Raw genomic sequence first — 11,824 nt, forward strand, 5'->3', positions numbered from 1 at the left:
CTATGATGCAATGGAAGCAGCAGAGGAATTTGTCAGCGGCTGGACATTTGGAGAGTTTGCCGAAGATCGCAAAACACAGTTTGCAGTAATCAGAGCTCTAGAAATCATTGGCGAAGCAACAAAGAATATCCCATGTGAAGTGCGTGAAAAATATCCTTTTGTTCCGTGGAAAGATCTGGCAGGAATACGGGACAAATTAATCCACGCTTACTTTGGGGTTAATCTGAAAGTAGTTTGGTTATCTGTTAAAGAGGGTATTCCCGAAGCAAAACCTGAGATCAAACGAATACTGGATGAAATGTAAATCAGAAAACCTTCCTCAGAGGAAAAGAATCGCTTGATCTAAAGAAGCCCTGCAAAGGGCTCCTTCTAAATCTGCAAAAATCGTGGGTTTTCCAATTTCACTTTTCTTAACAAAAGTATTCAGGGGAGATTCCAGCAGACTCCCAGCAGGAAAAATGTGTTTTGATTTCTCTATTTCTTAAATAGGATATATTTATGGAGTCATTTTTCGATTTTGGGTCCTCTAATTGGCTGATGAAAGAAACCGATTTTTTCTTATGACTAATTGAGAACTAAAGTGGATATTTGCAGAATTATACTTTCGAATCTATGTTTCAAACGGGATATATTCAGCATATTATATACATATTATACATAATTTATGAAAATAAAATAGATACTAATGGGAAAATATGAATTCTCACAAGTTGGCCAGTAACATTGCCGAGATTTTAGCAAGTAATTATAGTTATGAAAGTGAAAGTGATGAAGAAGAGATATCAGAAGACTTTGAAGCAGACATTCCAGCAGAAATAAAAAAAATTGTGCAGAATAAACTCAATGAAAAGAAAAGTACATCTATGTTGTCTGATTTTCTGAAAAAACCTGGAAATTATCTCTCCGATTTTGAAATAATCCTCTACATGGAATTAGAAGGAAATAAAGAGTTCAAAGATGAACTGGAGTCAAAAGTAGCTTCTTATAGAACATCAATTTCAGGTCCGAAAGGTATAGAATATGGAGAAAGAGGACCTCAAGGGAATAGAACTAGTTTCGTACCTATGGGTGAGTTAGTATTCTGTACTCAATGTGGTCCCGAACATGCAGTTAAACTGCGTACAAAAGGTCAACGTTGTCCAATTCATAATAAAGAACTCAAAAAGTTAAAGAACTCAAAAAGTGAGAATTTATTATGAATTTTATTAAGATTAGTAGTGTTCGCTAGTAACGTATATAAAATCAACTTACTGGGAAATAGAAATGTTTCAGAATTATCTTGGAATCGTTTCCGAGAATCTATCTGAAGAATGGAGGAAACTAATACTTTCTCCTCCAAGCTTTTTATTCTGGGGAGTTACTGCACTTTTAGTATTCGTAAACAAAGGATGGGACTGGGAATACCTAGATAGATTTTTTAGTGAAATCAGTTTTGGACAAGGAGTGCTTTTAGTTGTTGGTGGATCTTTACTTATCGTAGTATCCAGTACAATTGTGGAATGGTTCCAAATATTCTTTTTTCGCCTTTTAGAAGGATACTATTGGGATGAAACTATTATATCTTTAAAATTAACTAGCAGAATAAAAAAGGAATTAGAAATTAAAGAAAAAGAGTTTTACAAAAATTATAATGAACTACAAGAAAATCAGAAAAATAATGGAAGTTTTAAGGGGAACGAAATTAAAAACTGTAAAATGCTTATAGAGTTAGACAATTACCTAGACAATTATCCCATTGACAGAAATAATCTCCTTCCAACTCGTCTAGGAAACTTATTACGTGCAGCAGAAGAATATCCGACCATCCGTTATGGTCTCGAAACGTTTACTGTATGGCCTCGTTTATGGATGGTTTTACCAGATAGTGCGAGAAACTTACATAATTCGGTTCTAGAAGAGGTATACAAAAATACGAGGATTATTATTTGGAGTATTGTGGCTACAGTTATTTGGGGTATACTAATAAGCCTAATCTTCTCAAATATTCGTTTAAACAGTTTAGTTCCTTCTGTAGTGCTTTTTGTTCTTATACTTTTAGGAGGATTAATCTTTTTAATAGGTTGTTTACTTTTCTGGTATTCGGCAATATCTAAAACAGACACTTTGAGCATAATATTTGCACTTATATTTATAATCATGTGGGGTACAATATTTATCCTAATTTTCTTAATGCTTTATAACAATTCTCTAATTTATTCTAGGTTACTACCCCTTGTTTTAATAATATTTTTGATAGGGTATTTAATTATCAGACGTCTATTATATGAAAAGTTACTTGACTCAGCTTCAATTTATGCTAATCTCTTACGCTCTACCTTTGACCTATACCGCTTTAATTTGTACGCAAATCTTCACCTGAAATTACCTGCAGAATATGATGCTGAAGAAAAGACAGGAGAAGGACTTAGTAAATATCTTAAGCGGGGAATCTATACTAATGCTTTAGCAATTACCTCAGAGAATGAGCAAAGATCAAGTTAAAACATTAACTGCAAAAGGGAATCTTTGGCACTGTGCCGATTTTTCAGTAAAATCCAAATCCAAATCCTCTGATTTCTACAAACGTATTCGGGGAAGATTTCAGCAGACCGCCGGCAGGAAAAATATATTTTAACTATATTTTTTAAAAGTAAGAAATGTAGATAAATAAACATTTTTACTTAGTTTATTATCTTTACAAAAAATAAAAAAATTATTAAATGAATCTGTTAACACTTTTCCAGTGCTTCTAAAGTTTGCTGGAAATACTGATTTACGATCTGAATATACATCTCCTTTGGCAGGAGTTCACGACTTACAATATCAAGGGTTTCCTGCGACATTTTTTGTTCCTTTGTTAGCTGGCGGCCTGCCTCTTTTGCTGCCTCAAAAATATCACCTATTGGTGCACCCATCTCTAGCATACCAGTCATTGCTTCACCATGAGGACGCAAAAGTGCTCCTGCAAATTCGGTCGATGCGTTCTTGCAAAAGGCTTTCATAAACACAAGCAAGGGATCGAAATTATCTTTTTCCCAGAAGCCACAATTGGAAACAAGTACAAATTTGGGGGCCTTAGCTTTCACACGCGCTGGATGGCGGCAATGTTCATCTCGCAGCTCAAATAAAGGCTCTACTCTGGGGAGCATCCGATCAATAAGGTTCTTCATCGGGCCTGTGACCCCATCTACATAAAGCGGAGTAGCAAATACTATAACATCAGCCGCATCTATCCTGGGGTATATTATGTTCATATCGTCATTTTGATAACATTTACCCGGGGTCTTCAGCCAGCAGTTTAACTCACCTGTGCAGGGATTAATATTTAGTTTCCTTGTATAAAATAATTCTACTTCCGCCCCTGCCTCTTTCATCCCTTCAAGAAAGGGGTTTAATATCAGAGCCGTGTTTCCTTTATCCATCCTAGGACTGGAATTTATTGCCAGAACTTTCATATTTGATTTCCTCCAATGTACCTTAACTACTCTTAGCAAAGAACAGGCTGGTGTTTATGGTGTCAAACAGCAGTTCTTTCACGCTTCGGTTTTACAAATTACATTTTTTGGATCTTACTAAAATCAGAAAAGTTTACTGAATAAATATAGATTAAATCATAAAGTACATCCAAGAATAAAGATATATTTGAGAAACTACACCAGCTGTATTATCACCGAGGAAAAGACCAAGAAAGATTTATCGCGAGGGCATAAAACTGATTTGTCTTGCAAAATACTCTTTTAAATCTTTAAAATCGAGGATTTCTGCTTTATCTGATTTTCTCTAAAAGGCTTATGGAAAGATTCAACAGGCCGCTGACAGGAAGTATATTTTGATTGGTGGTGATAGGAAGATCTTCATTTTGTATTCGGGTCCAGTTTCTGAATGCTTTTCTTAAATCATATTCACTTGAAAAACGTCACCTTAATCTGAAAACAGCCCCTCACAGCCGAAGATATAACTTAAATCGAAAAAAGGTCCTAAGTGCTCCTTTTCAATCTACAAAAGGTCGCAGGTTAAGAAAAAAGTACATTCTGGACGTGTATTTAAAAAAAGTAGAAAAGAAATAAGTGTTGATGTAAACTTAATTACACAAATAGCACTTAATATCTGCGGTTTTCTCTGGGCGTCCTGTGGTTAGGAAGACACTCTCTGCAATAAACCGGTCTTTCTGGGTCAGGTTTAAAAGGCACTTCGGTTTCAGCTTTACAGTCTGAACAGGTTGTCTTGTGCATTTCTCTTGGAGCGCCGAAATTAGAATTTCCTCTGAAGTTTCTGTCGTTAAAAGCCATTTTTGTTTCACCTTTGGTTTTGGTTTTAGTTTTTGTTAATTGTTTGAAAATAAGATTGTATAGAACTTTTTGATTAAAAACAAAAATTGGTTTTTAATAACAGATTGTTATACGTCTCTTTATTTGTCAACACATATACATGGCATTTAAAATATATAAATCTATCTATAAAATGAAAGCACAATCTCTCAAATGAGAACAATTTCCAGGCATGGTTTACAGGGGAGATAACATCCTATTTTCTTAGAACTCTTGAAACTCAGATTCAGTTGACATGTTTTCACTTTTAAAACAATCTTCCAATAGAAAAAGATCCCTTCGATCAAGAAAAGGCCCTGCAAAGTGCTACTTCTAAAGCTGCAAAAATCACGGGTTTTTCAATTTTGTTTTTCTTATATTTATCTTAAATAATATATTCGGGGTAGATTAATCAAATTGCGGGCAGGAAAAAATGTATTTCAAATGAATGACAGAACAGGAAATTTCACCTTACTTCTTAGTAATCATAAATACTACAATTGCAGAGTACTATAACATATCAATTCCTTCATAATGCAGTCGCAAGGAACAGTAACGTTCAGGCATGCCCCCTATCTGAAACCAGTTATCAGGACAAAAACACCATTGATGACCGTAAGGTCATCAGTTCTCTTTCTCCCGGTTATTGGTTGTGGTGGTAAGTTCGGTTTAATAAATTTCCATTGTTCATCAGAGAGCTCTCTGAGTTCCATTCACATCCCCATAATACCATTACGGAAGGTAGTATTTACAGTTTTGACATGGGTTCTTGTGGAGTGATTGATAAGGTAAACTTCTGCTTAAAAAGGACTTCGTCCTTTCATTCTTTGGATTAGTAAAAATTTCATCCGGCAGGCCTGTTTCAATAATATCACCCTTATCAAGAACAATGACCCGATCAGCAACTTCATGTGCGAACTCCATCAGGTGTGTAACGATTAAGGTTGTCATTCCTCCACCCACCAGATCTTTGATTACATAAAGGACCTCACCTACCATTTCAGGGTCAAGCGAAGAGGTTGGTTCGTCAAAAAGCATAACTTCAGGTTTCATCGCAAGCGAGCGAACAATACCGACGCGCTGTTGTTCTCCTCCCGATAATTCTTCCGGAAAGCTGTCTATTTTATTTTCAAGATTTATACGGCGCAAAAGAATTAACGCGTTTTCAATAGCAATTTTGCGGTCGATACCTAAAACCCTTACAGGAGCTTCAATAATATTTTCAAGAACAGTCATATGAGGAAATAAATTAAACTGCTGAAAAACGATTCCAACTTTAAGTCTTATTTTGCGGATAACCTCCATATCCTCCTTTGAAGGATTTAATCTGTTAATTGAGTGCAATCTAATACCATCTACAATAATCTCGCCTTTCTGGAAATTTTCAAGGCCGTTTATACACCTTAAAAAAGTACTTTTCCCGCTTCCCGAAGGACCGATAATAGCGACTATCTCACCTTTTTTCACATCAAGGCTGATGCCTTTAAAAAGATGATGGCCATTATAAGATTTGTGCAGATCTTTTACTGTTATCATGGAAACCTCTGAATTTGACAAATCAAACCCCTCCTTTTTTTCCTTTTAACCTGTTTTCCAGCCTTCTCGCTAAGAGCGATAATGGATAGCTCATTCCAAAGTATAAGATTGCGGTAATTAATCCCAGTTCAAAATACCTTAAAGTCGAAGATGCGAGTATATTATATGTTTTAGTAAGCTCCACCATAGCGATGATCGAAACTAAGGAAGAATCTTTAAAAAGCGCGATGAAATCGTTTGTGATACCCGGCAAAGAGATCCTCAGTGCTTGAGGCAAGATTATCCGTTTGATTGCGAGGTTTCGTGACATTCCAAGAGATAACGCAGCTTCCATCTGGCCTTTTGGGATGGCTGAAATCCCTGCCCTGTAAATTTCCGCCTCATACGCTGCGTAATTCATTCCCAAACCTATAAACGCTGCTAACCAGGGGCTCAGTGAAATACCGATATTCGGCAAGCCGTAATAAAGAAGGTAAAGCTGTATTAAAAGGGGTGTACCGCGGTAAATTTCAATATAGGTGGTTGCTAAAGAGGTAAATGGTGCCCGTCCATATAAACGTATCAAGCTAATGAATAAACCGAGTGTGACTGCCAATGTCATTGAAACGACTGAAATAAAAATTGTTAGCGCTGCTCCTTTTAATAGTGCCGGGAAAAAAATAGAGATCGACGTCCGTTGGCTTTTTTCGAGGTTAGCGTTAGTGTAACCGGTTTCCACCTGCATTTGTTCATATAGTATATCGTGTGCTTCGTAACCGGTTCCCACCTGCATTTCTTCATATAGTTTATCCTGAGCTTCGTTCCATAAACCCCATTTCTCATATATCTGTTTGAGTTCACCAGATCTAAGAAGCTCGGCAAGGATTTCATCTATTTTGACTTTTAATTCTTCATCTTCCTGGCGTATGGCAATTCCATACAACCCCTCGCCCATCGGTTCTCCCGCATATTTCAGCTCAGGGTTCGGTTTTCCGTAAAATGCAGCAATAGGCAAATCCAAAAGTACTGCATCGATCCTTCCAATAGCTAGATCTGTATAAGGTTCAACCTGGGTCGGATATATCCTTACATCTACGCCGCCTAAATTCTCAAGTATGTCCTGGGCTACGGTTCCGGACATTGTTCCTACTTTTTTGCCCTTCAGGTCATTAATATCTTTAATATTATTTTCATTTGTTCTAACGACCAGCTGTTCAGTATAAATATAATATGGGCGGGAAAATAAGATTGTCTCTTTACGATCATCCGTAATCTCAATACCGTTCATTGCGATATCAAAATCACCGCGTTCCAGTGCGGGAACTAAACCATCCCAAGCATTCTGTTTATGTACTGCCTTTACACCTAATTTGTTAGCTATTGCATCTGCAAGATCCACTTCAAAACCGATGTATTTTTCAGGATTTTCCGGGTCTGGGAAAATATATGGCGCCCCACCCTCTGCGTCCGCTCCCCATATGAGTGTGCCCCGCTCCTGAATTTTATCAAGGGCACTGTTATTATCTTGCGCCATGCTTGTATTTGACGACAAAAAAACAAATAGGCCCAATAAAATACAAAGTCTCAAATAATTACATTTATTTTTCAGCATCACACCGCCTCAAAATATTTTATTCAAGTTAAAATCGTCTATAAAAGTACACCTCATCAATTATGGAAAAGTCATCAGCACAAGGCAGTTTAGACTTAAAAGCCAGGGCGGACTTCATCATCTTTCTTATAACGAAATACACAAGGCTTAGATATAGTTTGCGAAATATAAACGATGATTTCTGTGTTCTTTACTTACCTGTTGAGATTAGTGGCGTAGAAAAAGAATGATATACAGGCATACAACATTAAAAATGGATATTACATTAAGATCCAAGCTTGTACAAAGACAGCATTCCCCAGATATAATAATCTGCAAGGTTCTAATTTTGAAAGATGCGTTAAAGCCGAACACAGGTGAATATATCCTGAGTAAGTTGAAGCCGTCTGAAGAGAGATTTAGTTTTATGTCTGCAAATTGCTTCTTTAAACTTCAAACAAGGGTTTTCAATCTCTCATTTACAAATGTACTTGGATTAGATTTAAACAGACAGCTGAAATGAAAAATATATTTTAACTGAATTGAATTGAAAATAAAATTCAAGTTTCCATCCTTAGTAATTATAAATATCACTACAGCAGATTAATATGGCGGGTTATTATAAAAAACATTGAAAAATAATTATTTTGAAAAGGCTGGTGGGATAATATGAAAGGATTTGCAATGCTTGAAATTGGAAAAGTAGGCTGGATTGATACTCAAAGGCCTTCAGCAGGACCATATGATGCAATAGTGAGGCCTCTTGCGGTAGCGCCGTGTACATCAGATGTTCATACTGTCTGGGAAGGGGCGCTTGGAGACCGCAAAAACATGATTTTAGGACACGAAGCCGTAGGTGTTATAGAAGAAATCGGATCAGAGGTCAAAGACTTCAAACCAGGCGATAAAGTAATTGTTCCTGCAATTACACCTGACTGGCGATCCATGGAGGCACAGGATGGAGTACCTATGCACTCGAATGGAATGCTTGGTGGATGGAAATTTTCAAACTCCAAAAATGGAGTCTTTGCAGAATATTTCCATGTAAATGATGCAGACATGAATTTAGCTCTACTTCCAAAAGGAATGCCCCTCGAACAAGCTGTCATGTTATCAGATATGGCAACTACTGGAATACAGGGTGCGGAAATGGCAAAAATTAAAACGGGCTCTACGGTTGCAGTCATAGGGATTGGTCCTGTTGGTCTGATGGCAGTGGCAGGTGCATGTATTCTTGGTGCTGGTAGGCTCATTGCAGTAGGAGGTCGGAAAGTCACTGTTGATCTTGCTCTGGAATACGGGGCATCTGAAATTGTTGATTACAGAAAAGGTGGACTTGTTGAACAGATTCTTGAAAAGACGAATGGAAAAGGTGTGGATTCTGTAATCATAGCAGGAGGAAATGAAAACGCAATTTCAGATGCAGTCAAAATTGTAAAACCTGGAGGCACGGTATCAAACGTCAACTACTACGGAACCGGAGACATACTTCCTATTCCACGTATTGAATGGGGGGTGGGTATGTCTCAAAAAGACATGCGTGGTGGCCTGACAACCGGAGGTCGTCTGAGAATGGAAAGAATGGCAGCCCTATGTACCTACGGAAGAATAAAACCCGAAAAAATGGCCACCCACGTATTCGAAGGATTCGACAAAATGGAAGAGGCTCTCATGCTCATGAAAGAAAAACCAAGAGATCTGATCAAACCTGTTGTTCTCCTGGATAAATAATCGAGTCAACCCCCTCCCTAAACTCTTCGCAAAGCTCAGAGTTTTAAGGAAGGGGTATTTTCGCCTTATGGGATAAAGGATTGATCAGATAGGATCGAGTCGTAAAAGTAGCTAATAGTTAGCCATCGTAAAATTTTCAGCGCCAAATTTTGAACTTCAATAGTATACTCTAATTTTGAGAGGATTTTTCACTAAAATGATTCATTCCTTTCATCCTTTTCTTTTAACTTTTCATTCTTCATACCTATTTTTAGGAATTTATCGATAGCCCCAGCTACTCAATGCACCTAATCTTTTACATTGACCACAATTACACTTAATATTCCTTGTATGTTCATTTTAGGAAGTCCCCAATATTTTGCTCTTTGCAATTGTCGACGGCGGTTAAGAATTCCTCATTTTCGACGGTTTGAAATTCCCCAATCCTCAATCCTTGAGAAAAGTTCGAGAATTGTGAATCATGCTGAAAACGGAGGTTTCTGATAGCTATTATTAATCCATAATTCACCTAAAAAAGTCTCTTGAATCAGAAAAACCCTTCCCCAGAGAAAAAGGATCGCTTAATCTAAAGAAGCCCTGCAAATTGCCCCTTCTAAAGCTGCAAAAATCACGGGTTTTTCAACTTCACTTTTTTAACAAATCTATTCGAGAAGGGTTCCAGCGGACTGCCGGCAGGAAAAATATATTTAGAGCTTATCCCAAAACCAATTTTTGATCTTCAGATTAATAAAATTTCAGAACCATTTTCATAATCGGAAACTTGATTGATCATTCGGAATTTGAAAATTAAGAGATGCTGTTTTGAGTTTTGGGATAAGCTCTATAAATGTAGCTAAAAATGTAAAGCTATCAGTTAACAACGGTTATCGGGTAGTTATCCATCCCCGCAGCAAGCTGCGGGGTATTCGACTGATAACCTCTGTGTTTCCTCCAGACAGGCGTTGTATCAAGTCAGAAGAATATGGTTATTGCGTTCATTAAGCTTGTTCAAAATTTTACTCTGCATCGCATATGTAACATTCTTCGCAGTTGTCACAGTTGCCAGTGTTAGGATTTTGTATTATAAAATTTTTACCTGTGCTGTCAGCTTTGAAATCAATGCTACCATCAGGAAAGCCAGCCGCCACTTTTGGTGCCATGACGACTTTGATACCATTATTCTCCGTGATAACATCAAATTCATTTATGTCATCAGCAAGTGCTAATCCATAGTGAACATCTGCACTTGACTCAGTTATATAGATCCGTATCGCTGGTTGCTCGATTCCTTCTTTCTCGAATAAAGATTTAAGCTCTGCCGCAGCTCTGTCTGTTATTTCTATCATTTATATGCCCCCAATTTCCAGATATAAATTGCCAATTTATATGATCAGAAATTGGCAATTTATGTATAGAATTATTGACGTTATTATATAAATGCCCTGCTTTGTAATTGAGTTTATTCAAAACCAATTTATTACTACATCGCAGTATAAGTCTTCAGACTCACTTCATGACGAAGCTCGATTGATTGTCCATAATTTGATATTTTGATAAATAATTTTTAGTTATTCACCTGAAAAAGATCACTTAAATCAGAGAAGACCCTCTCATCAGAAAAAAATCACTTTTATCAAAAAGGCCCTGCAAAGGGCTCATTTTAAATCTACGATTTAACTGAATGAATAGTCCTGGCTTCAAATTAATGATATTGTATAGCGACGTTTCTTATACAAGAAAGGAAAGTCAAAAGTATGGATTTTGCAGGAACATGGCATATTTATGAGATGGAACTATGGGATGAAGACTATTTCAATATGGAAGTTCAAGCTTATATTAAGATAAAGCCAGCCAACAGAGGATGTTTTCAATTTGGTTTAGTTTCTGGTGAGATAGACGGAAGGATTGTTAATTATGCTGATGGCAAAAGATTTGAATTCACCTGGGAAGGAAATGATGAGTGCGAGCCTGCCTCTGGTAGTGGTTGGATCAAGATAAAAGAAAAAGATGTACTGGAGAGGGAGTTTAGATTTCATTACGGAGACAGGTCTATATTTTTAGTGAGGAGAACAGAATAATAAAATCAAGTAATCTGAAAAAGATCCTGCAAAGTGCCCCTTCTAAAGCTGCAAAAATCAAAGGTTTTTAATCCTCTTTTATTAACAAACGTATTCGAGGGAGATTCAAGCAGACCGCTGGCAGGAAAAATATATTAGAATAGAAATAAGAAGGAATTAAAGAAATTTCAGCATCGTTCTTTAGTAATTATAATGTTATAGTATGAAATATATAAACAAGTTGCTGTATATAGAACCTTGCCCGCATCAATATAAATGCGCTGTAGAAAAGAAAAACATTTCAGGCATCTTTTTCAGACACCTTTATTTCAGATACCTTTATCAGGCATCTTTATTCTGATACCTTTAAATCAGTATTTAATGTAGCCTTTCCGCTCAAGCCATTCGACCTGGGGCCTTGTGTATTTCCAGGTTACTTCGGCTTTGGAGTCCTGTACTTCCCAGGGATTGGCTATAACAACATCGCCTTCGCGGATCCACATTCTCTTCTTTTTAGAGCCCGGAATCCTGCCCATGCGGACAATCCCGTCCATACACTGAAGCGTTACCCTTTTCGAGCCGAGTAAACACGCAACCGTTGCCAGAACTTCATTTCGGTCCTTACGGGGGACTCGTACCCTGGATACTTCAGGGGTATCTCCTGA

Annotated in this window: 12 protein-coding genes; 5 read left to right on the plus strand and 7 right to left on the minus strand. The window is 37.2% G+C overall.

Annotated features, from left to right (window positions below; translation table 11 throughout):
• The 3 genes from ACPK8D_RS11745 to ACPK8D_RS11755 form a co-directional block, all read left to right on the plus strand.
• The coding region (locus tag ACPK8D_RS11745; protein ID WP_424718043.1) for a DUF86 domain-containing protein at positions 1 to 304 on the plus strand (304 nt) is incomplete at its 5' end.
• A 406-nt stretch (positions 305 to 710) separates the two neighbouring features.
• Positions 711 to 1,199, plus strand: coding sequence for a hypothetical protein (locus tag ACPK8D_RS11750; protein ID WP_424718044.1), 489 nt, complete (start codon positions 711 to 713; stop codon positions 1,197 to 1,199).
• A 64-nt stretch (positions 1,200 to 1,263) separates the two neighbouring features.
• On the plus strand, positions 1,264 to 2,481 hold the full coding sequence (locus ACPK8D_RS11755; RefSeq protein ID WP_424718045.1) for a hypothetical protein: 1,218 nt from the start codon (positions 1,264 to 1,266) through the stop codon (positions 2,479 to 2,481).
• 227 nt (positions 2,482 to 2,708) lie between these two features.
• Here ACPK8D_RS11755 and ACPK8D_RS11760 read toward each other — a convergent pair whose 3' ends face one another.
• The 5 genes from ACPK8D_RS11760 to ACPK8D_RS11780 form a co-directional block, all read right to left on the minus strand.
• Entirely contained in the window at positions 2,709 to 3,434 is a 726-nt protein-coding gene (locus ACPK8D_RS11760; protein WP_424718046.1) for a flavodoxin family protein, read from the minus strand.
• A 645-nt stretch (positions 3,435 to 4,079) separates the two neighbouring features.
• Entirely contained in the window at positions 4,080 to 4,268 is a 189-nt protein-coding gene (locus ACPK8D_RS11765) for a CxxC-x17-CxxC domain-containing protein (RefSeq protein WP_128507045.1), read from the minus strand.
• A gap of 590 nt (positions 4,269 to 4,858) precedes the next feature.
• Positions 4,859 to 4,999: a transposase gene (locus ACPK8D_RS11770; RefSeq protein WP_424718047.1), complete on the minus strand. Its 141-nt coding sequence runs from the start codon at positions 4,997 to 4,999 to the stop codon at positions 4,859 to 4,861.
• A gap of 19 nt (positions 5,000 to 5,018) precedes the next feature.
• Positions 5,019 to 5,822 (minus strand): amino acid ABC transporter ATP-binding protein, encoded by an 804-nt coding sequence (locus ACPK8D_RS11775; RefSeq protein ID WP_424718053.1) that lies wholly within the window; start codon positions 5,820 to 5,822, stop codon positions 5,019 to 5,021.
• 22 nt (positions 5,823 to 5,844) lie between these two features.
• Positions 5,845 to 7,413 (minus strand): ABC transporter substrate-binding protein/permease, encoded by a 1,569-nt coding sequence (locus ACPK8D_RS11780; RefSeq protein WP_424718048.1) that lies wholly within the window; start codon positions 7,411 to 7,413, stop codon positions 5,845 to 5,847.
• Between the two features lie 648 nt (positions 7,414 to 8,061).
• On the opposite strand from ACPK8D_RS11780, the gene ACPK8D_RS11785 reads away from it, so the two are divergent.
• The gene (locus ACPK8D_RS11785; RefSeq protein WP_424718049.1) at positions 8,062 to 9,123 is read left to right on the plus strand and encodes an NAD(P)-dependent alcohol dehydrogenase; all 1,062 of its coding nucleotides are present in this window, start codon (positions 8,062 to 8,064) and stop codon (positions 9,121 to 9,123) included.
• A gap of 995 nt (positions 9,124 to 10,118) precedes the next feature.
• Here the strand turns inward: ACPK8D_RS11785 and ACPK8D_RS11790 are convergent.
• On the minus strand, positions 10,119 to 10,448 hold the full coding sequence (locus ACPK8D_RS11790) for a HesB/IscA family protein (protein WP_424718050.1): 330 nt from the start codon (positions 10,446 to 10,448) through the stop codon (positions 10,119 to 10,121).
• Between the two features lie 408 nt (positions 10,449 to 10,856).
• Between ACPK8D_RS11790 and ACPK8D_RS11795 the strand changes: the two genes are divergently transcribed.
• A complete protein-coding gene (locus ACPK8D_RS11795; RefSeq protein ID WP_424718051.1) occupies positions 10,857 to 11,180 on the plus strand; it encodes a hypothetical protein in 324 nt (107 codons plus the stop codon).
• Positions 11,181 to 11,530: 350 nt separating this feature from the next.
• Here ACPK8D_RS11795 and eif1A read toward each other — a convergent pair.
• Positions 11,531 to 11,824: translation initiation factor eIF-1A (eif1A, locus tag ACPK8D_RS11800; RefSeq protein WP_424718052.1), on the minus strand; the 294-nt coding region annotated here is incomplete at its 5' end.

Origin of the sequence: Methanosarcina sp. (assembly GCF_049706645.1) — an archaeon.
Taxonomy (GTDB): domain Archaea; phylum Halobacteriota; class Methanosarcinia; order Methanosarcinales; family Methanosarcinaceae; genus Methanosarcina.

Bases quoted from the DNA above. Each gene is read 5' to 3' on its own strand.
- ACPK8D_RS11755 (WP_424718045.1), top strand. From the start codon at position 1,264: ATGTTTCAGAATTATCTTGGAATCGTTTCCGAGAATCTATCTGAAGAA.
- ACPK8D_RS11795 (WP_424718051.1), top strand. From the start codon at position 10,857: ATGGATTTTGCAGGAACATGGCATATTTATGAGATGGAACTATGGGAT.
- ACPK8D_RS11775 (WP_424718053.1), bottom strand. From the start codon at position 5,822: ATGATAACAGTAAAAGATCTGCACAAATCTTATAATGGCCATCATCTT.
- ACPK8D_RS11765 (WP_128507045.1), bottom strand. From the start codon at position 4,268: ATGGCTTTTAACGACAGAAACTTCAGAGGAAATTCTAATTTCGGCGCT.
- ACPK8D_RS11790 (WP_424718050.1), bottom strand. From the start codon at position 10,448: ATGATAGAAATAACAGACAGAGCTGCGGCAGAGCTTAAATCTTTATTC.
- ACPK8D_RS11780 (WP_424718048.1), bottom strand. From the start codon at position 7,413: ATGCTGAAAAATAAATGTAATTATTTGAGACTTTGTATTTTATTGGGC.
- ACPK8D_RS11760 (WP_424718046.1), bottom strand. From the start codon at position 3,434: ATGAAAGTTCTGGCAATAAATTCCAGTCCTAGGATGGATAAAGGAAAC.
- ACPK8D_RS11770 (WP_424718047.1), bottom strand. From the start codon at position 4,999: ATGGAACTCAGAGAGCTCTCTGATGAACAATGGAAATTTATTAAACCG.
- ACPK8D_RS11785 (WP_424718049.1), top strand. From the start codon at position 8,062: ATGAAAGGATTTGCAATGCTTGAAATTGGAAAAGTAGGCTGGATTGAT.